Annotated in this window: 24 protein-coding genes; 7 read left to right on the top strand and 17 right to left on the bottom strand. The window is 46.2% G+C overall.

From position 1 onward, the window contains the following. Positions 1-2: 2 nt before the first annotated feature. The 8 genes from hutU to RKD52_RS03185 all read right to left on the bottom strand — a co-directional run bounded on the left by hutU (position 3) and on the right by RKD52_RS03185 (position 11,648). A complete protein-coding gene (gene hutU / locus RKD52_RS03220) occupies positions 3-1,655 on the bottom strand; it encodes a urocanate hydratase (RefSeq protein WP_454098643.1) in 1,653 nt (550 codons plus the stop codon). Next, the gene (hutH, locus tag RKD52_RS03215) at positions 1,652-3,184 is read right to left on the bottom strand and encodes a histidine ammonia-lyase (protein ID WP_454098642.1); all 1,533 of its coding nucleotides are present in this window, start codon (positions 3,182-3,184) and stop codon (positions 1,652-1,654) included. The genes hutU and hutH overlap by 4 nt, the downstream gene beginning before the upstream one ends. A gap of 118 nt (positions 3,185-3,302) precedes the next feature. Then, a complete protein-coding gene (gene hutP, locus RKD52_RS03210; RefSeq protein ID WP_320154577.1) occupies positions 3,303-3,749 on the bottom strand; it encodes a hut operon transcriptional regulator HutP in 447 nt (148 codons plus the stop codon). Positions 3,750-3,834: 85 nt separating this feature from the next. After that, positions 3,835-4,158 carry a hypothetical protein gene (locus tag RKD52_RS03205; RefSeq protein WP_454098641.1) on the bottom strand — a complete coding sequence of 108 codons (324 nt, stop codon included), beginning with the start codon at positions 4,156-4,158 and terminating at the stop codon, positions 3,835-3,837. Further along, entirely contained in the window at positions 4,155-4,361 is a 207-nt protein-coding gene (locus tag RKD52_RS03200) for a helix-turn-helix transcriptional regulator (protein ID WP_454098640.1), read from the bottom strand. Before RKD52_RS03200 ends, RKD52_RS03205 begins: the two co-directional genes overlap by 4 nt. 128 nt (positions 4,362-4,489) lie before the next feature. Beyond that, positions 4,490-8,224 carry a S8 family peptidase gene (locus RKD52_RS03195; protein ID WP_454098639.1) on the bottom strand — a complete coding sequence of 1,245 codons (3,735 nt, stop codon included), beginning with the start codon at positions 8,222-8,224 and terminating at the stop codon, positions 4,490-4,492. A 331-nt stretch (positions 8,225-8,555) separates the two neighbouring features. Continuing rightward, on the bottom strand, positions 8,556-10,034 hold the full coding sequence (locus RKD52_RS03190; RefSeq protein WP_454098638.1) for a UDP-N-acetylmuramoyl-L-alanyl-D-glutamate--2,6-diaminopimelate ligase: 1,479 nt from the start codon (positions 10,032-10,034) through the stop codon (positions 8,556-8,558). Positions 10,035-10,394: 360 nt separating this feature from the next. Beyond that, the gene (locus RKD52_RS03185; RefSeq protein ID WP_454098637.1) at positions 10,395-11,648 is read right to left on the bottom strand and encodes a S1C family serine protease; all 1,254 of its coding nucleotides are present in this window, start codon (positions 11,646-11,648) and stop codon (positions 10,395-10,397) included. Positions 11,649-11,916: 268 nt separating this feature from the next. Here RKD52_RS03185 and RKD52_RS03180 point away from each other — a divergent pair, with 268 nt between their 5' ends. From RKD52_RS03180 to RKD52_RS03170, 3 genes are all read left to right on the top strand, one after another. Continuing rightward, positions 11,917-12,585, top strand: a complete 669-nt coding sequence (locus tag RKD52_RS03180; RefSeq protein ID WP_454098636.1) for a response regulator transcription factor — start codon at positions 11,917-11,919, stop codon at positions 12,583-12,585. Continuing rightward, positions 12,585-13,928, top strand: a complete 1,344-nt coding sequence (locus RKD52_RS03175) for a sensor histidine kinase (protein ID WP_454098635.1) — start codon at positions 12,585-12,587, stop codon at positions 13,926-13,928. The genes RKD52_RS03180 and RKD52_RS03175 overlap by 1 nt, the downstream gene beginning before the upstream one ends. Before the next feature lie 147 nt (positions 13,929-14,075). Next, positions 14,076-14,627 carry a dihydrofolate reductase family protein gene (locus RKD52_RS03170; protein ID WP_454098634.1) on the top strand — a complete coding sequence of 184 codons (552 nt, stop codon included), beginning with the start codon at positions 14,076-14,078 and terminating at the stop codon, positions 14,625-14,627. Positions 14,628-14,761: 134 nt separating this feature from the next. Here the strand turns inward: RKD52_RS03170 and RKD52_RS03165 are convergent, their stop codons facing one another. From RKD52_RS03165 to RKD52_RS03155, 3 genes are all read right to left on the bottom strand, one after another. Next, positions 14,762-15,220, bottom strand: coding sequence for an NUDIX domain-containing protein (locus tag RKD52_RS03165; protein WP_454098633.1), 459 nt, complete (start codon positions 15,218-15,220; stop codon positions 14,762-14,764). A 70-nt stretch (positions 15,221-15,290) separates the two neighbouring features. Then, a complete protein-coding gene (locus tag RKD52_RS03160) occupies positions 15,291-16,850 on the bottom strand; it encodes an acyl-CoA carboxylase subunit beta (RefSeq protein ID WP_454098632.1) in 1,560 nt (519 codons plus the stop codon). Then, positions 16,847-18,505 carry an AMP-binding protein gene (locus tag RKD52_RS03155; RefSeq protein WP_454098631.1) on the bottom strand — a complete coding sequence of 553 codons (1,659 nt, stop codon included), beginning with the start codon at positions 18,503-18,505 and terminating at the stop codon, positions 16,847-16,849. The genes RKD52_RS03160 and RKD52_RS03155 overlap by 4 nt, the downstream gene beginning before the upstream one ends. Positions 18,506-18,655: 150 nt before the next feature. Between RKD52_RS03155 and RKD52_RS03150 the strand changes: the two genes are divergently transcribed. The 3 genes from RKD52_RS03150 to RKD52_RS03140 are packed head-to-tail and all read left to right on the top strand — an operon-like array spanning position 18,656 to position 20,841. Continuing rightward, positions 18,656-18,964 carry a TIGR04104 family putative zinc finger protein gene (locus RKD52_RS03150; RefSeq protein ID WP_454098630.1) on the top strand — a complete coding sequence of 103 codons (309 nt, stop codon included), beginning with the start codon at positions 18,656-18,658 and terminating at the stop codon, positions 18,962-18,964. Continuing rightward, positions 18,958-19,842, top strand: a complete 885-nt coding sequence (locus RKD52_RS03145) for a hypothetical protein (protein WP_454098629.1) — start codon at positions 18,958-18,960, stop codon at positions 19,840-19,842. The genes RKD52_RS03150 and RKD52_RS03145 overlap by 7 nt, the downstream gene beginning before the upstream one ends. Continuing rightward, complete coding sequence (locus RKD52_RS03140) at positions 19,843-20,841, top strand: peptide ABC transporter permease (protein ID WP_454098628.1); 999 nt, start codon at positions 19,843-19,845, stop codon at positions 20,839-20,841. A 10-nt stretch (positions 20,842-20,851) separates the two neighbouring features. On the opposite strand, the gene RKD52_RS03135 is transcribed toward RKD52_RS03140, so the two are convergent. The 4 genes from RKD52_RS03135 to fumC form a co-directional block, all read right to left on the bottom strand. Beyond that, positions 20,852-21,091, bottom strand: coding sequence for a hypothetical protein (locus RKD52_RS03135; RefSeq protein ID WP_454098627.1), 240 nt, complete (start codon positions 21,089-21,091; stop codon positions 20,852-20,854). Between the two features lie 86 nt (positions 21,092-21,177). Next, a complete protein-coding gene (locus tag RKD52_RS03130; RefSeq protein ID WP_454098626.1) occupies positions 21,178-21,333 on the bottom strand; it encodes a hypothetical protein in 156 nt (51 codons plus the stop codon). Positions 21,334-21,405: 72 nt separating this feature from the next. Next, positions 21,406-21,582: a hypothetical protein gene (locus RKD52_RS03125; RefSeq protein WP_454098625.1), complete on the bottom strand. Its 177-nt coding sequence runs from the start codon at positions 21,580-21,582 to the stop codon at positions 21,406-21,408. A 90-nt stretch (positions 21,583-21,672) separates the two neighbouring features. Then, positions 21,673-23,058, bottom strand: a complete 1,386-nt coding sequence (gene fumC, locus RKD52_RS03120; protein ID WP_454098624.1) for a class II fumarate hydratase — start codon at positions 23,056-23,058, stop codon at positions 21,673-21,675. A 197-nt stretch (positions 23,059-23,255) separates the two neighbouring features. Here fumC and RKD52_RS03115 point away from each other — a divergent pair, with 197 nt between their 5' ends. Further along, a complete protein-coding gene (locus tag RKD52_RS03115; protein WP_454098623.1) occupies positions 23,256-23,537 on the top strand; it encodes a hypothetical protein in 282 nt (93 codons plus the stop codon). A 51-nt stretch (positions 23,538-23,588) separates the two neighbouring features. Here the strand turns inward: RKD52_RS03115 and RKD52_RS03110 are convergent, their stop codons facing one another. Beyond that, positions 23,589-24,278, bottom strand: a complete 690-nt coding sequence (locus tag RKD52_RS03110; RefSeq protein WP_454098622.1) for a DUF421 domain-containing protein — start codon at positions 24,276-24,278, stop codon at positions 23,589-23,591. A 9-nt stretch (positions 24,279-24,287) separates the two neighbouring features. Continuing rightward, a complete protein-coding gene (locus tag RKD52_RS03105) occupies positions 24,288-24,665 on the bottom strand; it encodes a DUF4363 family protein (RefSeq protein ID WP_454098621.1) in 378 nt (125 codons plus the stop codon). Positions 24,666-24,709 lie beyond the last annotated feature (44 nt).

The following is a 24,709-nucleotide window of genomic DNA, read 5'->3' as shown; positions in this document are numbered from 1 at the left end:
TCCTATTCCTGCATCGGGATGCGGACATTGTGTTCTTTTGCAAACTCCTGAGCTTCCGCGTAGCCGGCATCTGCATGGCGGATGATGCCCATGCCCGGATCTGAAACGAGCACGCGTTCAAGCTTCTTCTTTGCTGTCTCCGTCCCGTCCGCCACCACGACCATGCCTGAGTGGAGGGAATATCCCATGCCGACACCTCCGCCGTGATGGAAGGAAACCCAGCTAGCTCCTGCAGATGTGTTTACGAGCGCATTCAATACGGCCCAGTCTCCGATGGCGTCGCTGCCGTCCTTCATCGCTTCTGTCTCCCGGTTCGGCGAGGCGACAGAGCCGCAGTCAAGGTGGTCGCGGCCGATGACAACCGGAGCCTTCAGCTCTCCTGTTCGGACTAGTTCATTGATGGCGAGGCCCATCTTCACCCGCTCTCCGTAGCCAAGCCAGCAAATCCGTGCAGGCAGCCCCTGAAAGGCAACGTGTTCATGAGCCATGTCAATCCATCGAAGCAAAGCTTCGTTTTCCGGAAACAGCTCTTTAATAAGCTCATCTGTACGGTGGATATCAGCAGGATCCCCTGATAGTGCCGCCCATCTGAACGGACCCTTCCCTTCGCAGAAAAGCGGCCGGATATAGGCCGGAACAAACCCCGGGAAGGCAAAAGCATCTTCCACTCCTTCATCTTTTGCCACCTGGCGGATGTTGTTGCCGTAGTCGAAAACGATGGTTCCCCGCTGTTGCAGCTCAATCATGCAGCGGACATGCTCCGCCATCGATGCCTTTGATTTTTGAACATAAAGGTCTGGATGGTCCTTTTTCAGTTGCAGTGCCTCATCTACCGTCATTCCATGCGGGAAATAGCCGTTCAGCGGATCATGGGCAGAGGTCTGGTCAGTAAGAACGTCAATTTTTATCTTTCTTGCCAGCACTTCCTGAAGCACATCCACGGCATTTGCCACAAGACCGATTGAAAGCGCACGGCCTTCTGCCTTCGCTTCCTCCGCCCACTTCACTGCTTCGTCGAATGAATGTGTGAGCCTGTCGCAGTACTTGGTTTCAAGTCTTTTCTCAATTCTGCTTTGATCCGAATCTGCCGCAATGACTACGCCGCCGTTCATTGTGACAGCGAGCGGCTGCGCTCCGCCCATGCCTCCGAGTCCAGCCGTCAGCGTGATGGTTCCTTTCAGGCTTCCGCCGAAATGCTCTTTAGCTACAGCAGAAAAGGTTTCATATGTTCCCTGGAGGATTCCCTGCGTGCCGATATAAATCCAGCTGCCCGCTGTCATCTGCCCGTACATCGTCAGCCCTTTTTGATCAAGCTCATGGAAGTTCTCCCAGTCTGCCCATTTCGGGACAAGAACGGAGTTTGAAAGCAGAACGCGCGGAGCATGCTGATGGGTTTTAAAGATCCCGACAGGCTTGCCTGACTGAATGAGCAGCGTCTCATCCCCTTCAAGTGATTTCAGCGAGCGGATAATACCGTCAAGCGCCTCCCTGTTTCTCGCCGCTTTTCCGATCCCCCCGTAGACAATTAAGTCTTCCGGTTTTTCCGCTACCTCAGGATCAAGGTTATTCATCAGCATCCGAAGAGCCGCTTCCTGCTCCCAGCCTTTGCATTCAAGCTCTGTTCCCCGTTTTGCCCCCGTAAATTTCAATGTCATGATACAATTTCCCCCTTTGTGTCGTTATGATTTTTTTCAAACCGTTTCATATTTGTTTTTTTCAGAAGGGCTGCCGCCGCCTCGATATCTTTTGAGAACACCCGGTCCTTCGTGATTGCTGGTACAGCATTCCGGCCGTGAAAATAAAAGCGTCTCGTTGTCTCCGCCATTTTTTCGATTCCCCTGTAAGCCGCCGCTTCCATGGCACAAATAAGTTCGATCGCAAGCACTCTTCTCACGTTCTGGATAATCTGGTGGGCATGCCTTGAGGCAATCGTCCCCATGCTGACGTGGTCCTCCTGATTCGCCGATGACGGGATGGAATCAACGCTTGCCGGGTGGGCGAGGGTTTTATTTTCAGAAACAAGAGACGCCGCACAGTACTGCATGATCATGGCACCTGACTGAAGACCCGGCATCGGACTCAGAAACGGCGGGAGGTCATTCAGCTGCGGATTGACGAGGCGCTCAATTCTCCTCTCTGAAATATTTGCAAGCTCTGCCATTCCCACTTTTAAAAAGTCCATCGCAAACGCAATCGGCTGCCCATGGAAATTGCCGCCTGAGAGCACTTTTCTGCCTTCATCAAAAATGAGCGGATTATCTGTCGCGGCATTCATTTCAATTTCAAGCTTCTCTTTTACGTATGAAAGCACCTGAAGGCTTGCTCCGTGTACCTGGGGAATGCATCTTAGCGAGTAGGCATCCTGCACCCTGAGCTCTCCCTGATGCGTCACGAGATAGCTGCCGTTTAAGATGCCTCTAATACGCTCGGCTACTTCCGTCTGTTCCTTATAGCCCCTGGCAAGGTGAATGTCTTCATCGAATGCATCAATGATTCCTCTTAATCCTTCTAGTGTCATGGACGCAATGTAATCCGCCTGAAGGGCGACTGATTCTGCTTCGATGTAATTGACAAGCCCCATCGCCGTCATGGCCTGTGTGCCGTTAATGAGAGCGAGGCCCTCTTTTGCCTGAAGAGTAACAGGTTCCAGGCCTGCTGTATGAAAGGCTTCAGCTGTCTCCATTTGCTTCCCCTGATAAAGGACCTCTCCTTCTCCAGCAAGAACGAGAGCCATGTGGGAAAGCGGAGCGAGATCCCCGCTTGCACCGAGTGATCCCTGCTGCGGCACCACAGGGTGAATCTTCTTGTTGATCAGCTCGGCAAGCAGCTCGAGCACTTCCTTCCGCACCCCCGAAAAGCCCTTCAGAAGTGCATTGAGCCTGAGCAGCAGCATCCCTCTTGATACTTCTTCAGGAAATGGATCCCCGACACCGCAGGCGTGGCTTCTGATCAGGTTGATCTGGAGTTCTTCCACATGCTCGGCATCAATCAGCACATCGCTGAACTTTCCAAATCCCGTATTGATGCCGTATACAACTTTTTTCTGCGCCACAATGGCGTCAACCGCTTTCCGGCTTTTCTCGACTTTTCCCCATACATGCTGAGGTATATGCACTGCTTCTTTGTCATAGATAATCTTTCTGGCCGCTTCAATTGTTAAGGAATGTCCCGTTAATTCAATCATGCCGCTGCTCCTTTTTATAGAAAAATGACAAACAAAAAGGAGGCCATACCAATAGAAACACTCGAAACGTGTTTTCTACTGATACAGCCCCCTGCTATCTCATAACTATGGGCGCATCTTATATGTGGTTAATTCCAAGCCCCATTGCCTCATGCTCGGAGCCTTTCACCGGCGCACCGATGGTTCCGTACAATGCAATGGCAATCCATTCGCCTTCTGTTTCTGCCTCGTACGGTTTGCCTCTGACAACCGCAAACCTGAGACCGACTGTCCTGAGCACGCTTCCGAGCTGAACCTGGCCGCGCGTCACACCGTGAAGCGCTTCCATAATCGCATGGTACAAAGCATGCGTTTCCCGGTATCCGTCGGGCGAAATCACGCCAGAACGCTTCGCTGCCGTTTCAATGGCCGCCACTACTTTCTGCGTCTCCATTGATCCTGTCTTGCCAAGGCAAAATTGAAATCCCTGTTCTTTCAGCTTTTCTCCGTACAGCTGCTCCTCTTCTTCAAGCAGAACAAGCTGCATGGCATTTTTTCCGATACGGTGATCTGGCTGTATGCTCATGCGTCATATCTCACTTCGTACTGAATTTTCTGATAAACTAGTGTCTATCGTTAGTTTATGATTGAATGTAAAAAGTGTCAAGGGTTTAATTGATGTCTGACCCTGTACTGCTGAAACGGACCGAAAGAATAACTTTTGCAATCGCCCAGCTGCCCAAATGAACAAAGAGGAGAAGAGACAGCATCATCGCAGGGCTCAAATCCACTCCGAAAAGCAGAAGGGTGAAGAAAAAATAGATGGCAATCATCGTAAAGATCCATGCGACTGACCGTGATTTCTGTTCAATGAAGTGAAAAACTTCATCCACTCCCCTTTTTTTCTTCGCAAAATAAAGACCAAGCCACCAGGCCATAAGACCCGCTGCCATGCCTCCGTATAACCCGATAAAAGCCCCAGCCGATTCCATCATTCCTCTCCCCCATCCTCAAAAATAAAAATCTCTTCAATTCTGCACGTAAACGAATTGGCGATCTTAAACGCCAGTTCCAAAGACGGATTGTACTTTCCTGATTCAATCGCAATGATTGATTGTCTTGAAACGCCTACCTGAACCGACAGCTGTTCCTGAGTCATTCCTTTTTCTGCGCGCATTTCCCTGATTCTGTTCTTCATGTCAATCCACCTTGTAAAGCTTCCTTTACGTTAAGCTTACTTTACATGGAATAAAAAGTAAACTCTTTTCCGCTTAAAATAAAAAGAAGAGAAGCATACGCCTCTCTTCTTGCTTTCCATTCTTGCGGTTATCTCAATCCGTATGCCTTAATCACATCCTGCGTGATTTTATTGCCGGCATCATCCCACGCAGACGCTCTGAGTGAAACATGTTTGCTGTTTTTTGGATTGTTGATTTTAGCGATCCATTTGTTCTCTGCTGTTTGCTCAAGCTTTACTGTCTTCCATGACTTCCCTTCATTGAAAGAAACTTCGAGCGCTGCACCTTGCAATTTTCCGTACCCTTCAACTCCATCCAGTTTTGCTGCAGACAGTTCCAGGTTCGTTGATGGAGCTGCTAATGCATCGCCGTTCATGTCCGTTTCAACCTTGTAGTCAAGTGAATAGAACGGAAGGACCACTTTGAAATCTTTTCCTTTTTCAGACCAGAAAGTCCACTCCGAATGGGTGCTTACGGACGTATCCCAACGGTTTGAATCACGCTTTGCATCTGTTACTAAGCGGTATTGTTTTCTTTCTTCTGATATGCCGCTTGATACATTCATTGCCTGTCCTTTTCCTTCTTTAATCAGTGTGTCCCCTTGATAAAGCTTAAGTGTTTGTGTATTTTGAGCGATGTCATATTCCGAGCCTCCGGTTGATCCAGTTCCCGAATCTGCCAGGGCAGGAATGTTGAACTGAAGTACGTTCCCCTGACGGTTAGGTGTCCAGTAGCCGACTCCAAGCCGCGGACGGACAACCGGAGAGAACCACTCTTCGTTGAGTCTTTCGCCTTCTTCATACGTAACAGCCGGCTGACGGACCTCCCATGGACTGTCAAGAACTCTTGCCTGATGATACCAGCGCGTCCCTTCAACTGCTGAGACCCACTCGGTTCGAACAGAAGGAAACTGCATTTTATACAAGAAACCTACCGCTCTGAATGTATGCGGACGCAGGTCAAAACGGAATTCTCCGCCAGGAGTTTCCTGATCAGACTTGTAGCGTGCATCAATTTTTACAAGCTCACGCGTAGAAGGAGCATAAGTGAGATCCTTAGGAATATGTTCACCATGAACGTCCATTAAATCATAGACATATGGCGTGTTCGGCTCACCTTCAACAAACAGCTTCAGGTTGCCTGAACGTGCAGCCTTTATCACCTTGTCTCCTTCACTTTTGCTGATGCCGGCAACAGCAAGGGGAATGTCTGTATAATCCGGATTTCCAGCATATACGCTGAACTCCGTATTTTCATAGTTGACGATGATTAACAGCTTCGCTCCTGCTGCGTGTGCGGCAACAGCCTGCTGTGAAGGAGTGACATCTGCATTGCGGTCAACAACGACAGCCTTTCCTTTTGCATTCAACCGTTCAAAATCAGCCTGAGATCCGCTGCCTGCATAAACCGTTGATAAGTTATATTTTCCATCAAGCAGCGTGCTGCCTGCTAAAGGAATATCATCGAGCACTTTATCTTTAAAGTGAATTTGAAGATAAGGCTTGATTAAACGCCAGCGGGTCAGCATTTCAAATTCCCCATTATTCACTTTCTTTGTCGGAGCAGCATACAGTTTATCGATCCAAACCGGAGCTAAGTACACGTGGTTCATCGTTTTGCCGTCAAGAGAGCGGTAATATTCGAGGCGCTGGTAGCTTGGCTCTGTCTCTTTTGGCACATGCACTTTTATTTCATTTGCTTTTCTGGCATCAAGTTCCACGGTTTGCGGGCCGTCCAGAACAATTTCAGGGTTTCCGACTAATGCAACCCCGCGGTGGTCTGTAGTTGTATCTACTTCCATCATGGACATAGCGGAATATGTTCCAGGACGCAAACGGAATTCTGCCGTTCCATTTACAGCTACAAACTCTGGATCCATGTCCTTATTTACAAGGCCGACATATGCAATAGCAGGGTTGCCGCTGCGGTCCTTAGCGGTAAGCGTTAATGAGTATTTTTCCTCTTCTTTCACCATACCCATTGTTGTATGAACCACTTGTTTGCCGTTTTCCGATGCCGTTAATTGACCTTCATACCTGCTTCCTGCTTCACCAAATTGCGGATCAAGCGTGACAGAAACAGTTTTTGTTCCATTTGCCGGAATCGTGATTTCGTTTTCAGAGATCGTCAGCATACCATCTGGTGCGGCGTTTCCGTTTGTATTCTTAAAATCAGCCTGAAGAGTTAATGTGACAGCCGTGTCCGAATCATTTGTATACGTGACTGTTTTTTGAACAGGCTGTGCATCGGCGTTCGGCCATTTAAAGAAACCGAAGGACAAAGGACCGGTTGCCCGGATTTTGCTTTCTGCAGCAGCCGGCAGATCAAGACGGCCTGTACCGATGTGATAAGGAGAATACGGCAATTTTTTAGTCGTGCTCATCAGTGCTTCTTTTAACTGAGTGCCGCTCCAGCCGGGATTCTTCTGCAAAAGAAGGGCTGCAGCACCGGCAACGTGCGGTGTAGCCATGGACGTTCCGTTTAAACTCTTATAAAAGCCGGTTCCTGCTGAAAGGCCTGAGCGTGCAGCAACGATGCCGACTCCCGGAGCTGACAGGTCAGGTTTTAGTCCCTTATCTCCGTATCGCGGTCCTTTAGATGTAAAGTTCGCGATCTTATCAGACTTATCAACCGCTCCAATTGTTAAGGCGGCATCTGCTGCTCCAGGTGACCCAATCGCCCCTTCCGCTGCATAGTTTCCTGCTGCGATGACAAAGAGCGTTCCTTTTTCTTCACTGATCCGGTTGACTGCCTGTGCCATTGGATCGGTTCCATCAGAAGGTTCAGAGCTTCCAAGACTCATATTCACGATTTTCGCGTTTTCAGCTGCCCATTCCATGCCGTCAATAATCCAGGAATCAAGACCGCTTCCTGAGTCATCAAGTACTTTGCCAACTACTAAACGGGCATCAGGGGCAACCCCTTTATTCTTCCCTTCAGAAGCAGCACCTGTTCCAAGAACGGTTGATGCAACATGTGTGCCATGACCGTGTTTGTCGTCCACCTGCTGGCCTGGAACAAAGCTTTTTGACGCCTCGATTTGGCCGGAGAAATCAGGATGGGCCGGGTCAATCCCCGTATCAAGCACAGCTACTTTTACGCCTTCCCCTGTAAACCCGGATTCCCATAATTGAGGAGCACCGATTTGCGGCACGCTCTGTGCAAGAGATGCTTCTACTTTTCCATCCAGCCAGATCTTTTCAATTCCCTTTTCAAACTCAGCTGTTTCCGGCTTCGTTTTTTCTAAAGCCGCTGATTCCGGTGTGATATCTTTCCAGAAGGTATCTGCTTCTTTTTTCGATGCAGAAATCGCAGCCCCGTTTATACTTTCAAGTGTACGTACTGTTTTAGCTCCTTTTGGCTCCGATTTCACTTGAGCTGCCCGCGCTTTCGTCTCTTCATATTCCACGATTACGGGAAGAGAAGTGAGACTCTTGTCGTCATAGCCATTTTCAATTAATTCCGTTACGTTAAATAGATCTTTGTCCAATTTATCAGCTGCCAGGTATGGCATTGCCGAATTTGGAATCACGAACGTTTCTTCACCGATGGTCATGACCTGTGCTCCTGCACCATTTTGATCGGCAGGCTCCACATTGATTGCACTTTTGCCGTCACCAATCTCTTGAACCGTTACCACATCACCTGTAATAAGGGTGATTTTGTGCTCGCCCTTACCCGCTGCTGCATGAACGATGGCAGAAGATTGATTCGTTTTTTCGACACTTGTCTGATCAACAGCTTTGACGCTGCTGAACGTTGAGGAAAGCATAACGGCAGATACAGATGTTGCGATTAGCGACTTTAAAACAGATTTTTTCACCAAACATCCCCCTAAAAAAATTAAATTGGTTCCCTGCGCTCATCTGGATGCAATAGACTTGAAAAGAATGTGATCACATAAGATGATTTGAATAAGTTACTAGAATTGTATATTGCCGGACTGGAAGGTACAATCGGGGTTATTAAGCGGACTTTGAGACCTATTTATCATCAAAATTGAGAGGTATTTGAATAAAAACAGCAGGTATCTGATTCTAAATATCTAGTGCAAGAGGTTTTAAATTGGGGTTTTTGCTTAAACGACCTTTTTCTACACATGAAAAAAGGAACCTCCTTTTAATGGAGATTCCTTTTAGGGTTAAATCTATTTTTTAAAGAGGAAATGATGCTGCCGCTTCTTTTTCTTTTAATAAAAGGTGAAACGTCTCCTGGTCTGAACCTGCAGGAAGTTCGTATGAATCTTTGTACGTTTCACTTCCCTTTCCGGTCACAAGAATCCAGTCACCCGCTTCAGCCAGTTCCCATGCTTTTTGGATGGCAAGCGTCCGGTCAGAAATGACAATGTCTTCTTTTTTACCGCAATCGATAAGATACGTTTTCAATTCCTCTGTCATTTCTTCTGGGTTGACACCATTCAGATCGTCATATGTCAAAATAGAGCAGTCACTCTTCGTTGATGAGATTTCCACCATTTCCGCCCGTTTGCTTTCATCGCGTCCGCCTCTGAATCCAAACACATGATAGATCCGCTTTGCTCCGCAGTCTCTTGCGGTTTTCAAGATGTATTCAAACGCATCCGCCGTATGGGCATAATCAATAACAGCTGTGGCGCCTTCCGGATGATCGTACATTTCAAAACGTCCTGGTACATCTTTAAACGATCTGAAGCCTGCAATCAGCTTCGCACCATCCACGCCGATTTTACGCCCGGCCAAATACGCCATAGAAGCGTTATAAATATTATGAAGACCCGGAATGCTCATGGAAAAATGAAGCTTTTCACCCTTCTCAGTCACTTCAAAATCAGAGCAGTGAACATCATTTTCAGATGTAAACTTTAGATCATCACTTGTCGACGGCCCGAATGTAGACACCTGAATATTCCGCTCCCGCAGAATGCCGGTGAGCTTTTGGCCCCATTCATCATGCGTGCTGACAATAGCCTGTCCGCCCTGCTTCAGTTTTGAAAACAGCTGCTGCTTTACTTCAAAATATTCCTCTATTGTATTGTGATAATCGAGATGTTCATGAGCAAGATTCGTAAAAAGACCGAGATCAAATTCGATTCCTTCCAGCCTTTTTTGAGAAAGGCCGTGAGAGGACACCTCCATAATGACAACCTCGTCTTTGCTTTCAGCCAACAACCGCTGCAGTTCAAGCGCATCCGGCGTCGTATTCTTTGAACTGTATGCCTGTCCATTGATGACATTGTGAACCGTGCCAAAAAGCGCACATGAATACCCGGCGTGCTGCAAAATGTGTCTCAGCATGAAGGAAGTGGTCGTTTTTCCGTTTGTACCTGTGATGCCAATCATGATGTGTTTTCTTGAGGGATAGTCATAAAAATGCGCCGCCAGATTGGCAAGTGAGTCTCTGCTGTTTTCCACTCTTACATACGGCACAGGTAAACCTGTCAGGTCTTTTTCTCCAATAACAGCCGAAGCCCCTCTTCTGATTGCATCCTCTATATAATCATGGCCATCCCGTGCATAGCCTGAGATCGCTACAAATAAGCAGCCTTCTTTGACTTTGGCTGAGTTTGCTTCAATTCCCGTAATTTCACAAGCTCCCAGTTCATCCTGATGAAAAATGGAATGACCGGTCTGCTCAAGCAAAGTTAGTAAATTCATCGTTGATCTCCTTATTTCATGGCATCCGTTCTGTTATGTTGCATCAAAAAGAGCATTGTTATCAATTATGCGTTTTGTGATACCATATTTGTTCGAAACCATTCCGTTTTTTTGAGGGAAGCGGAGGATGAAAATGTTGGATATTGTCGAAATGGGTCGTAAGGCTGGTATTTGTGGGACAATGATGACTGCCAAGGACAGGCTAAATACAAGCTAACAGTCCAACAGACCGCTTTAACAAGCCAAATCAGCGCTCTAACAAGCGAATTTGCCTTTCTAACAGTCCAAACAGGCATCCTAACAAGCCAAACAGAAAAAACGGCTCCATTCAAGGAGCCGCCAACAAAAGGGGGATCTATGTTAACTATTCACAACCTCTTTTTGAGAAAGCTTCACCTTTTCCGTGACCTTCTCTCCCTGACGGTAGAATTCTACGTCTATTTCATCCCCGATCGCCGTTTGTGAATAGAGGAATTTGCGCAGTTCACCTGAGCTTTTAATCTTCGTGCCGTTCATGGCAACGATGACGTCTCCTTCTTTCATGCCTGCTTCAGATGCAGGCGAACCCGGGCTTACACCCTGTACAAACACACCTTCTGCCACATCATTAGGAAGCTTAAGTGTATTTGTGCGGTACTGCTCCGGCACCTGACTCAGATCAATCAGGCCTACTCCAAGAAACGGGCGGTCAACTTTTCCCTTTTCAAGCAGTTCATCCACAATCGGCTGCAGGTCATTGCTTGGGATCGCAAAGCCAATGCCTTCAACGCCGTCCTGGGTAATCTTCAGGCTGTTGATGCCGATAACCTGACCGTTCATATTCAGCAGAGGGCCTCCGCTGTTTCCCGGGTTAATCGCAGCATCCGTCTGGATGACGCTCAAATCCCAATTTCCTTCTGACGTTTCAATCGGTACAGTCCGGTCTGTTCCGCTGATGATTCCTTCCGTCACTGTGCGGGAGAAATCCAGACCAAGCGGATTTCCAATCGCTACAACCCGCTCTCCTGCACGAAGCTTGCCTGAATCTCCGAACTGCGCGACGGCTTTTGCATACTTGCTGTCAATTTTCAAAACAGCCGTATCTGTCAGCGGATCAGCACCTACCAGTTCAGCTTCTGATTTCTCTCCGTCCGAGTACGTTATTTCAATGCTGCTTGCGCCTTCAATCACGTGATTATTTGTAATGATGTATGCTGTGTTCCCGTCTTTTTTGAAAATAACCCCTGAGCCGGTGCCCGCTTCAGCACTCTGCGTGCCGCCTCCAAAGCTGCGCTGCTGCTGTTTATTTGAAATACCGACAATCGCAGGGGACAGGTTCTCGACCATATCAGCAATATCATTCGTCTGGCTGATCGGCTGCGTATTCACCTCATTCGTGCTGTTTTCCTGAGCCGTGTTGGAATCAACAGAATAAGATGGCTGATTGCTGCCGGTCTCTTCTTCAAAATACGGCTGAACACCAAGAACCAGCGCTCCGCCTACTACACCGCTGATAACCGATGAAAGAACGCCCCGCATTCTGGACGGCTTCTTCTCTGGCTTTGCGGATCTGAAAGTCTCCCGTGATTCCTGCTCCATTGCCTCTTTCCGTTCCGTATCATCGTAATATCCCATCTTCATTCCTCCCGGTGAATTTCTTTGTTGACTCTACTATAAGAAATCTTTTTGGGAGAAAGATGAGAGAAATGTGGGAAATTGTAAGAAAAGCGGAATCGCTCGTTTAGCTCCGGGAGCCAGATAAGAATCCGGCGGAAAAGTCCGGGTTTGACTTTTTTGACGGATTTGTTCTGGCAGAGGAGTTGAGCGATGGAGCTAGACACAAAAAAATGATTTCCCCCGCTCCCCCATAGTATAATGACCATTAAGAGGAGGGTGAATCAGAATGACGTATTCGATTTTCCTTGTTGAAGATGAACAGAATCTCAATGATTTACTGACAAAATACCTTGAAAAAGAAGGATACAGCGTGACCGCGTTTACAGACGGAGAAAGCGCGCGCGCGGCAATAGAGAAGACTCCGCACTTGTGGGTGCTCGATATCATGGTCCCCGGTGTAGACGGTTACCAGCTTATTAAAGAAATCAAAGCGGCTTCACCGGATACACCTGTCATTTTCATATCCGCACGGGATACGGATATTGACAGGGTGCTCGGCCTTGAGCTTGGGAGCGATGATTACATATCGAAGCCGTTTCTCCCGAGGGAACTCGTCATCCGGGTTCAGAAGCTTTTGACCCGTTTATACGAATCCGCCCCGGCGAAAAATACGGTGACGCTGCCGCCGTACACAATTGACGAAAGCATCCGTTCCGTTTCGCTTGACAGGAAAAACCTGAACTTAACATCAAAGGAATTTGACCTACTTTTGCTGTTCCTGCACAACAAAGGACAGGCCTTTTCACGCGAGCAGATGATTGAGCACATTTGGGGCAGTGATTATTTCGGGACGGACCGGGTCGTGGATGATCTTGTGCGGAGATTGAGAAAGAAAATGCCGGACCTGAAAATTGAAACCATTTACGGGTACGGATACAGGATGCTGACTGCCTGATGAAAAACAAATCCCTCGCCTTTCAGATCTGGATTGTCATTTCAGGCATTCTTTTATTAATTTCGCTTGTTTTAATGATCATTTTCCCTACAACCCTGAGAAACTTTTTTACAAATGAAATCTACAATACGATTGAAAACGAACAGCACATCCTGACGGAATACCGGCTGCAGGGGGATATGGATATGGACCCGCTGAATCCAAACGGAGAAAAGCTGTCTCCGGACCGCTCGGTTCAGCACATCATTCTTCCTGAAAATGCGCCTTTTTTTTATAACGAAAAAAAGTTACCGCTCCGCTTTTTGCAGGAGACCCAGTCTCTTGCAGCGAAACAGGAAGCCATTACAGAGGAATATTCAAGAGTGATAGGCGATGAACGGCTCTTTTTTGTCATCAAAAAAGTCTCGCTCGACGGGCAGCCCGCCTTTTTGCTTTCCTATGCATGGGACTCCTACAGAAACGACCTTGTGCTGACCCTGTTTAAACAGCTTGTCTTAGTCATGATCATCGTCTTTCTGTTCAGCTGGATTCCGTCCATCTGGCTTGCTAAATACCTGTCGCGCCCGCTTGTTTCACTCGAAAAAGATGTTAAACGAATATCTAATGAGGACTGGCATGAGCCTGTCGTTCTTGAGCGCAGCGATGAAATTGGAAAGCTTGGTTCTTCCATCGAACAAATGCGTCAGAGGCTTGTGAAAAAAGATGAAGCCCAGCGCACGCTGCTGCAGAACATTTCCCATGATCTGAAAACGCCCGTCATGGTCATCAGAGGCTATGCCAAATCCGTCAATGACGGCATCTATCCGAAGGGCGACCTGACCAGCACCATGGACGTCATTGAAGAAGAATCAGAACGGCTTGAGAAAAAAATCAAAGATCTTCTCTATATTACTAAGCTTGATTATCTCTCATCCCGGAATGCTTCAAAGGAAAAACTGCATCTGAACCGGATTGTCCAGGAGGTCATCGACCGGATCAGATGGAGCCGGCAGGAACTTGACTACACCATCCAGCTTGAAGAAGCCGTCATCCACGGAGACGTGGAGCTGTGGATGAAACTCCTCGAAAACCTGTTTGAAAATCAGCTGAGATATGCAGGTACAATCATCGGCGCCAGGCTTACCCGTGAAGGCTCTGACTATCTGATGAAAATCTGGAACGACGGCCCTCCGATTGAGGAAGATATTCTGCCGCACCTGTTCGAACCATTTCATAAAGGTAGCAACGGAGAATTCGGCCTCGGCCTGAACATTGTCAAGCGTATTGCTGAGCTGCACGGAGGAAAGGTCTGGGCAGTCAATGAACAGGGTTTGAGTACATTTTATGTGAAGGTTCCGATTTGATAATCTGCAATTTAAAAAAGAACATGAGAAACGAAGCAAACCATTTAACACATGTTATGGTTTGCTTTTTCATTATAAAATGAACTATTTACAGAGAGCACCTATGTTAACATGGAAATATCAGTTATTTTATTGGAGGGATGACAGATGGGTGAAATCATATATCATGTTGCTGTTTCACTGGACAACTTTATAGCAGATCAAGGGATGATAGATGGAAATATAGATAATTCTCTCTTTTTATTCGAAGGGGATCATGTCCCGTATTTTTTATCAGATATTCAGCAATACGATGCAGTTTTAATGGGTGGAAAAACATATGAGTTTGGGTTTCAATTCGGCGCTAAACCTGGTGAACCCGGCTATAAGGGCATAAAACACTATATCTTCTCGAACTCCATGCAATTTGAGTCGAACGAAGAAGTCGAACTGGTCAAAGAAGATGCTATAGGATTTATTGAAAAACTTAAACAAAAAGAAACCGGAAAGATATGGCTATGCGGCGGCGGAGAGTTGGCTGGTTCATTGCTTAAACATAAACTCATAAATCAATTAGTACTCAAGGTTAATCCAATCATGGTCGGTGAAGGCATCTCTTTATTTGGCAGTGAGAAGCCATGTTATGAATTAGGGCTGGTGGACATAAAACAATATTCCAGCGGAGTCTTTAAAGCTACTTACGATATTATTTATCCTTGATGTACATTAAATAGCATACCAGCAGCTAATTGGTATGCTCTTTTATTTACTATTTAAATTGATCAGCGCTCTGCAACTGAACCCGGTAGACATTCAATAACCATCTAGCAGGATCCGCTGTTAGCACAGGTGAGCTAATTAACATCCCCCAAATAAACCTTCTCCGGTTTTTCCCCAAGATGAAGCTTCATAATCTCATCCCTCACAGTGATGGGATACAGCCTATGATCCCTCAATGTTTCTACAGGAAGCCAATCCACCCCAACCTGCCCGTCATCCGGCACCGTTCCCGCTGAAGGTTCCGGCTGGCCCTCTTTGATGGTGCAGAGAAACATCATGTCCAACTGATGAAATCCGTGATCAGCAAATCCGTGATTTCCGCCGACGTAATCTCTGACAAACACCAGCTCGTGAATGTCTACTTCCACTCCTATTTCTTCAAGGCATTCCCTGCGCAGGTTTTCGTGCAGATTCTCTCCCTGCTCCTGTCCGCCTCCAGGCAGAATGTAATAATAGCCCTGCTCATCCTCTTTCTTGATGGCAACAAGGTTTCCGTCCTTTAAAATGATGGCTTTTGATGCTGTCCGAACCATAGTGAAATCCCCCTTTGGAAAATAATAGCTTTTTTATTATAGAGGACTTTCCGGTATTCGAACAGGTATTTTAATAGCCGGTCGGCCAGTTGGCAAGCCTGCGCTCGCTTTTCGTTCCATTTTTGTATGAGGCGTATTCAAGCGCCTTGCACAAATATTTCCTTGTATCTCTTGGATCAATGACATCATCCAGGTAGTGTTTGGAAGCTGCTTTATAGGGAGAACTGTCAAAAGCCCACTGCTCGAGCAGCTTTTTCCGTGCCTCTTCCTGATTGGCTTCTTCCTGCAGCTGTCTTCCATACACGACATTAATACCCACTTCAGGTCCCGTGAAATTAATCTCGGCTGTCGGCCAGGCAAAAACGAAATCCGCTCCCATTGAAGGACCGCACATATTGCCGTATGCTGCCCCGACACTTTTTCTGATGACAACTGAAATCTTAGGTACAGTGGACTGGGCAAGAGCCTGGTTCCAGATCATAATTTTAGTCGGCATTTTTTCACGTTCAGCATCCTGGCTTATTCTGAATCCGGGAGTATCGTGCAGGAAAATTAGCGGAATATGGTAAGAATCACATAAACAAATGAAATCAATGGCTTTATCGCACTCTTTCGGGCCTGCTGCACCGGCAAATTTCTTCGGCTGATTGGCTACAATGCCTGCCGTTCTTCCTCCCATTCTCACAAAAGCCGTGATCAGGCCTTCCCCGTACATCGCTTTATACTCAAACATCTCCCCTGCATCAGCGATGTCTTTAATCATCTCTTTCATATCATAGACTCTGTTTTTCTGTTTCGGAAGAATGTCAAGAACCCTTTCAAGCTTTCTGTACGGATCGTCATTTGTTTCTTTAAACAGGGGTTCCTCCCCGCTATTCAGAGGCATATAGCTGAAGAATTTTTTCATCTGCAGGATGCATTCTTCTTCTGTATTGCCAAAAGAATCTGACTGGCCTGTGTGATCTGCATGAACCCTCCAGCCTCCAAGCTCTTCCGTTTCTACTTTTTGTCCGGTAGCCATAGAAAGCATTCTCGGCCCCGCAATCGCCATGCAGGTTCCTTTCAGCATCGTGACGAAGTCAGATGAAACGGCCATCCATGTCGGGCCGCCAAAGCTGTCGCCGAGAATCGCCGTCATTAAAGGAACCTGCCTCGAATGAGTCAGCATTTCCTGCGGGAAAAGCTTGTCGCTGATCCCGTCAGATCCCATTCCATCAGGCATTCTGAGTCCTCCGCCTTCATTCAGATTAAAAAGAGGCAGACCTCTTTTTAAAGCATATTCATGTACTTTTTTTGATTTGCGGATATGGACTGCTCCCTCAGTGCCGGCAAAAACGGTTTTATCACCGGCCATTACAACGGCAGGCCGTCCGTCGACTTTTGCAAGACCTGTAATCAGACCGTCCCCGTAGCTTTTTTCGGCTGCTCCTTCTTTGTCTGAATGATTCAGCATTCCGAGCTCAAGAAAACTGTCTTCATCTGCAAGCAGGGCAATTCTTTCTCTCGCCGTGTAAAATCCGCTGCTGTGCAGACGGTCTATTTTGTCCTGTCCTCCTCCTAGGAGCGCTTTTTGTTTTCTTTTGTCCAAATCAAGTACTGCATAATCGATCTCGTTTAAATGTGTTTTCATTTCGCTGCCTCCCTCGCTGATTTTAATTCCCTTCTCAGCACTTTGCCTGAGCTTGTGGCAGGCAGAGCATCCAGAAATTCAACTTCTGCCGGAGATTTATAGACGGCCATATGCGCTTTTGCCCAAGTTAAAATTTCATTCTCCGTCAATTTGTCTTTGTATTCGGGATCAAGAACGATAAAAGCTTTGACACATTCTCCCTTTTCTTCATCGGGAATTCCGATTGCCGCACTCTGCAAAACCGCTGGATGCTCGTTCAGCAGCGCCTCGACATCTTCAGGAAACACACTGTAGCCTGACGTTTTTATCATTTCTTTCAACCGCCCGTAAAAGTAAAGATAGCCATCCGGATCCAGCATTCCGATATCCCCTGTCCTCACATAGCCCTCTACAATTGTTTTCTGTGTTTCATCCGGTCTGTTCAAATATCCTTTAAAAATTCCCGGATTGCGGACCGCGATTTCTCCGCGCTCTCCCTGTTCGCACGGCTGACCGGTTTCGGGATCCACGATCAGAATGTGATTTTGATAGACGGGTATTCCGCAGCTTCCGAACTTAATCTTATCTTTCGGCATGAAGGTATCACATGTATGGGTTTCACTGAGTCCGTAAGATGCCTCGTGCATCAGGCATCCTTTTGTAAACTCTCTCCACCTGTCAGCAAGCTCCTTTGTTACAGCCGTTCCAAAACTTGTCGCCGGATTATGCTTCAAGGATGATAAATCTCTGTCTTTTGCTCCGGGAGTCTTCAGAATTGCTTCATTCATGGGGGCTATGCTGTACCAGGCAGTCACTTTATAGATTTCAATTGCCTCGGCGGCAGTTTCAGGATCAAACCTTGTCAGGAGAATACACGTGTTTCCTGTATAAACAGGAATGTTTACCCCCATGACCATCCCTGCAATATGGCAGAGCGGCGCTGCGGCAAGAGAAACATCCTGTTCTCTCATCTCATTTGCCTGAGCTGTTGCAGCCGTTTTGTAAAGGGAACTTCCGCAAGAGAGCAGGGCTCCTTTAGGCCTGCCTGTTGTTCCCGAAGTAAAGACCATCAGACCTTCGCCTTCCCATAAATCAATAGGAGCATTCTCTTCCAGCGGGTCCTCATGCTGAAAAATGTCCTGAATATCTTTGGCAGACGATTTTTGTTGTTTTTGCCTTTCCAATTCGGAAGGAAGCTTAAAGATTGGATTATCAGGCAGGAAATCCCCGTAGTGGACCGTTACCGCCAATAGATCAGTCTTATTTGATTCCGCGGCTGTTTTTACTCTTTGAAACAGCTCTTGTCCTGCAATGACAGCTTTCATGCCTGACTCTTTCAGGAAATAAGACAGTTCGGATTCTTTGTACATCGGATTAAGCGGAACAGCCACCCCGCCAATTTTTTGAATGGCATAGTGGGCGATAATATACTGCGGACAATTTTGCATGTAGAGCCCAACGGCATCACCCTGGCCAATTCCATTGCGGCTCAGGTATGCTGACAGTTGGCAGGTTTTTCTGTAAAGTTCTTTCCACGTAATCTTATTTCCATAGTAAATATAGGCTGGCGAGTGAGGCTTTTCTTCGGCGTGCCTCTTCATGTACTCATGAAGAGGTTTCTCTCCTTGTTGATAGACTAACGTTTCAGAAAGATAATCTGGCCAATAGGCTGTCATATACGTTCCCCATTTCATCGAGATTTTCAGACTGACCGGTTAGTATGTTGTCCTCTTATTATACAAATAGATCACTCTCATAGAAATGATTATGTTAAATTTTTCTATAAACATGCTAAAATAAAAAGAAAACAACAGGGGGCTCCACCATTGAAACTGCCAGTCTGCACATCCTGCCGCTATTCCTTCTCCTGGAAGGAAACGCTTATGACATCTCTGAAATTCACCCGAATCCTAACCTGCCCTAAATGCGGCACAAAGCTGTATCCGACACCGAAATCACGGACAAAGGGAACGCTGCTTATTGCCGTTCCCATCATCGCTGCAAGCTTTATCAGTACTATGATGGGTGCATCGACCGGTGTGAGAGTCAGCGCCATCGTTGCAGCCGGTCTTTTGTCTGTTCTTTTATCGCCTTATTACTATGAATATATTGAAGAGGATAAGCCGCTTTGGTAGAGGCAGAGCTTTCTTGGCGCGTGAAATTTTTCGGCAGGCAGCTCCTGCTGCTCGCTTTGCAGATTCTTCTTTCCATCGCGGTTTTCATCCTGATTGGCTCACTTCCGGTACTGATCAATGGCTTTCAATTTGATCCAGCCGGCTACGCGGAAAAGACAGCAGAAATCGCCATGCAGCTGCTCATGCTGCATGAAATGACATATGAAGGAGTGCCCATGGTGCCGATCATCGCGGAACGCGCCGGTATCACCATCCCGATTTTCCTCGGAGGCGCTGCGGCGGCATTCTTTTTTTCGTTTGTTGCAGCCTTCGCTTCCTTATTGCTTATGCGGAGAAAACTGAAAGTAATCACTAACATGCTGGGAATCCTTGAATCTGTTCCGGATGTGATGATTTTCGTCATTTTTCAGATAGGCGTCATTGCCTTTTTAAAAGCTACAGGCATTAAACTTGCCCAGTTTGCAACGACGGGCTCTGAAAATCAGGCCGTCCTTCTTCCCATATTGTGCATTGCCCTGCCAGTCTCTTTTTCCCTTTCAAAAATGCTGATTCAATACATTACAGAAGAGTTAGATAAGAGATACATAGAGCTGGTGCGCTCGATGGGTTTTTCCTATTCTTATATTCTGAACATGCATGTAATGAGAAACATTGCAGGCGCATTGTTCGGTTCGGCAAAAACAGTGTTCTGGTCCATGCTGTCTACCATGGCTGTTGTTGAATACCTGTTTAACTTAAACGGGTTGTTGAGTTTTGTGTTTACTGCTTCTACACCCGAAGTATTTACACTCAGCTGTATCACTCTTTTTATTCCGCTCTTCCTTTTATACAGGGTTTTCGAGAGAATCAGCAGCTCTATTAGAAAGGAAACTCAGTAAATGATTGTCCAATTATTTAAGAAAAAAAGATTTCTGATCAGCTTTCTTTTTCTATCTGCCCTTCTGATTTTAAGTATTGGAAATACACTCATTAATGACGGCGAGATCCAGCAGATCAGATATGTAAAAGATTCAGATGGCGGAATAAAACACGCTCCGCCCTATGCTCCTCTTGAAGTATTTCTGCTGGGCTCAGACCGTTTCGGATTCGATCTTCTTCACATGATAGTGGAAGGAGCAAAGTATACAATTGGCATGACCATTCTGATTGCGCTTTTGAGGATGATTTGCTCCCTGATTTTCAGTTACTTCATCTGCTCCATGAAGCCTTTCTTTTTTAAGCTCATCAAGACTCTAAGCGAACCCTTTTCAGTCGTTCCGCAGACCATCATTGCCTTTTTTCTTCTGCATAGTGTCCTGTGGATGCCTCCCGAAGGATTTCAGTCCACGATGTTTGAAAGAGTTGCTTTTCATACGGCTGTTCTTGTCCTGATCGCTGTCCCGTCCCTTTCGATGCAGCTTTCAGGAGAAATTCGGATGACCTTGGATGAGAGCTTTATCGAAGCCTCAAAAACGCTTGGCGGAAGAAAATCACACCTTTTCATGAAACACATCATCCCTGTCCTCTATGAACGCTGGATGCTTTTATTTGGCCAGCAGCTCATTCAGGTGCTGCTTCTTCTTGCACATTTAGGGGTCTTTAAACTTTTTTTCGGAGGAACCGTTGTCTCGTATGGAATGGGTGGTGATCCGCCGCGGACCTTTTCCTATGAGTGGTCCGGTATGATTGGAGACAGCCTCGGCTACTTGTATGTTCAGCAATGGATTGCCCTTGTTCCCATATCTTTTTTCGCTGTCACGGCCATCTGCTTTGCTCTGATGAATGATGCATTGAAAGAGGTTATTTTTAACGGCGGTCAAACGGGGACATCTGGCACAAGTGCTGAAGAAAGGTCCTCCGGCAAGTCAGGCAGCGGTCCCTTTCACTTTATACAATAGGTGGAAATTATTAAATTAGTTTTTCCATAAGATAAATACAGACGATAAAGAACAAAAACAAAGAACTATCTTTTAAAACAATACTCTTTGATTTTCGGTTAAGGTAAATACTGTATCCAAAGATTGCAGCACCCATTAAATAGATCCATGCGATGTGAGGCATGAATCCGCCAAGAACCAGCGGTATAAACACCATAAGTCCGGTTATTATCCCCGGCGGACTTTTCTTTTTATTTTCTGTTTCTTCCATTCTATCACCCCATGGATTGTTTAATTTAAGTTAACTCTGAGTGTTTATAAAGACGAAGAAACACTTTCTTACAGCCTTCCAGACAATTAAAATCCTTTAAAGAATGCATTCAGAACAAAAATCAAAACGAAAAACAAAATAATGAAGAACGCTTCTGTCGTGTGCTTCTTTTCATCTTTCTTTTGGTTGATGATCTCTCTGTATTTCTTATCTATGAGCCTTTTTTTATCGTTCCTTTGCATAAATTTCTCCTTCATTCCCGTGGGAGGAAACTGGTCTGAAAGTTTTTTCTTAGATAACGGCCTAACCTTCTACTATGAATTCTTTCTTTCCTGATACCTCGGAATCAGCAAAAATCCTGCTATGAAACTGACAAACGAAGCGATTCTCACAGTATCGTACAGTTCGTGGTTTTGAAACCACAGAACATTGACTGCCATAACAATTGCACCAAGTAAAATAAGTACAGCTCCGATAATCCTCCTGGACATAATCTTCCATCTCCCTTCAAAAGTGATTATACACTAAAAGTTATATTTTTCCATAAAAAATGCCGCTCTATTAGTGAGCGGCACACCTGTCTATTCTCCTCTCGGCCCAATCATATCAAGGGGATTTACATACTCATCGAATTCTGATTCGGTCAGAAGGTTCAGCTTTACGGCTGCTTCTTTGAGCGTCATCCCTTCTGTATGGGCTTCCTTTGCAATTTTCGCCGCATTGGCATACCCGATATGAGGGTTCAAGGCTGTGACAAGCATCAGAGATTCATTCAGATTTTTCTCAATGGCTGCTAAATTTGGCTTTATGCCAATGGCACAGTGGTCATTAAAGGAATGGATCGAGTCGGACAGAAGCCTGACAGACTGCAGAAAATTATAAATGATCACCGGCTTGAACACGTTGAGTTCAAAGTTTCCCTGACTTGCTGCAAAGCCGATGGCTGCGTCATTTCCCATTACTTGAGCGGCGACCATGGTAATGGCTTCGCTTTGAGTTGGATTGACTTTTCCGGGCATGATGGAGCTTCCGGGTTCATTTTCAGGAATGGTGATTTCGCCGATTCCGCACCTCGGTCCGCTTGAGAGCCACCTGACGTCGTTTGCAATCTTCATTAAATCTGCGGCAAGACCCTTAAGGGCACCATGCACAAATACGATTTCGTCATGGCTGGTGAGTGCATGAAACTTATTTTCTGAAGTTTGGAATTTTGTAGCTGTGTATAGACTGATTTCCTCTGCCACAAGCCTTCCGAAATCAGGATGCGCATTAATACCGGTTCCTACCGCCGTTCCGCCGATGGCAAGATCGCGCATCTTTTCAACGGAAAGCCTGATCATGTCCTTGGACTTGTGAAGCATGTGAACCCAGCCGCTGATTTCCTGGCCAAGAGTAAGCGGTGTAGCATCCTGCAGGTGGGTTCTCCCAATCTTCACGACATCTTCATTTTCCTTTGATTTATTCAAGAGTGTCAGATAGAGTTTATCAATCGCGGGAATAAGAGAATCAAAGACAGCAAGCACTCCTGCCACGTGCATCGCTGTTGGGAATGTATCATTGGAGCTCTGCCCCATATTCACATCATCATTTGGATGAACGGTCTCATCCGTCCCTCTCAAGAGCTCATTTGCCCTGTTCGCGATGACTTCATTGACGTTCATGTTGCTCTGGGTACCGCTTCCGGTCTGCCAGACAACAAGAGGAAAATGTCCGTCCAGTCTCCGCGCCAGAATATCATCACACACCTGAACAATCGCCTGCTCCTTCGCTTCACTCAGCATGCCAAGGCTGCTGTTCACCTTAGCGGCACTTCTCTTTAGAACCGCAAATGCATCAATCATCTCCATCGGCATACGCTCTGTCCCAATCTTAAAATTATCTTTGCTTCGCTGTGTTTGAGCACCCCAAAACTTATCAGCAGGAACCTTGATCTCACCCATTGTATCTTTTTCAATACGATAATCCATGCTTCCACCTCCGTCTCTTTTTCTTTACCCTTTTTATTCAAGAAATGTTCATATAAACCTTTCATTCTCCCCATTTTCCAGCTGGTTTTTTTGATAAAATAAAGAAACAGAAGAAAATCTGCTCATATCAAAAGACCCGTATATCAAGCTTAAACCGGTTAATCAAACGTTTGTTTAAAAATAAATGAGGTGAAAAAATGGGAGATATCGCTGTTATTGCTGCTGCTTTGCTTCTGTTGGTTTTTTCATTGGACTCTCTTGCAAAATTAAAACAATCCGAGAAAAAAGAAGAAGGAATACTTAAAATCTACCTCGGGTTTCTTATTATCGCTTCCATCTCTGTTATCCCTTATAAACTATGGCAGCTCGCCGGAAGCCATCATACTCCGGACGGCATGCTCCTAACAGCTGGTTCGGCTCTTGCGGTCGTCATTTTCATCGGACGTTTTTACTCCCGCAGAGTGAAGAGCCATGCTTGAGAAGAAAAGCGGAAGCGCAAAATAATTTCTGAAAGACAAGAAAGCGGGGCATTACGCCCCGCTTTTTTTAATGTTTGCAAATAAATTCCCCTGGCTGTCGGCTTCAGCGTACAGCACATCTTTGCTCGCTGTTTTATACTGGGCCATCAGCTCATTGATCAGCCACTCTTTAGACTGCTGAACAGACGCCAGGGCATGCTCCTTGATGTCGCCGTCAATGATGACCGCATAGGAGAGAACATCCTGTTCCGGCTTAAGATTCATGTCTTCCGGCGTAACCGGCCTTGTGCTCACTTTCGGCAGCACGGACAAATCCCCGCTCGGCTCCAATATGGCGTACTCTACATCCTCTACCTTAAAATAACCCTGTACTCTCAGCATAGATAACAGAGAATAAATACTCATCCGGTTCTTTTTAAGCTGCTGGCGGTCAATCTGGCCGTTTGAGATAACAATCGCCGGTTCTGCATTCATTCCGTAAAACATCTTGGATAACGACACTTTTGAAATCAGGATAATACTGATGCCAAGGATCACCATTCCGAACGCTGTTTTGAACGTATCAATGGACACGAGGGGCTGTGCGCCCACATTTGAAAGGATAAATAGGATCGCTATTTCATAAGGCGTCAGCTGTGCGATTGATTTTTTCCCGATGAAATTGGTTACAAGCCACGTTCCGGCAATGACAATCACAGAGCGGATGATATAGATTGATAAATCTGTTAAGAAATCGCCCATAGTTTCCTCCTAAAACCTTGGTGTAACAGAGGTCAGATTTTCAAACAGCATCATTGAAGTTTCACCCTCCCGGATGGCGGATTTTAAATCTTTTTCCTTAATCGCGCCCTTCAGCTGTTTGAGTGAAATATTGAGGAGAGCCTGGTTTGTCCCTCCGCTTTTAATGGATATAATGACCTTTCCGCGCTCCCACATGTTTTCCACGTTCTCTGCTTTTTCCGCAGCCTCTGTCCAGTCACCTTCTCTTGATGATTTCATGACAGCATGAAGCTCATCATAGAACGACTGATGCTTCTGAAAAAAGACAGCCTGCTGCCAGGCAAACAGCCCGATATAGGAAACAAACAAAAGCGCAAACAGGCTGATTGAAATCCGTCTTTGCGACATACTGGCCCCACCTTCTTTTCTTTTCATTTTGGACATGTTGCGGC

Source organism: Metabacillus sp. SLBN-84 (genome assembly GCF_053629595.1).
The sequence above is the reverse complement of the archived record's forward strand: the minus strand, read 5'-3'. Positions and strand labels throughout refer to the sequence as shown.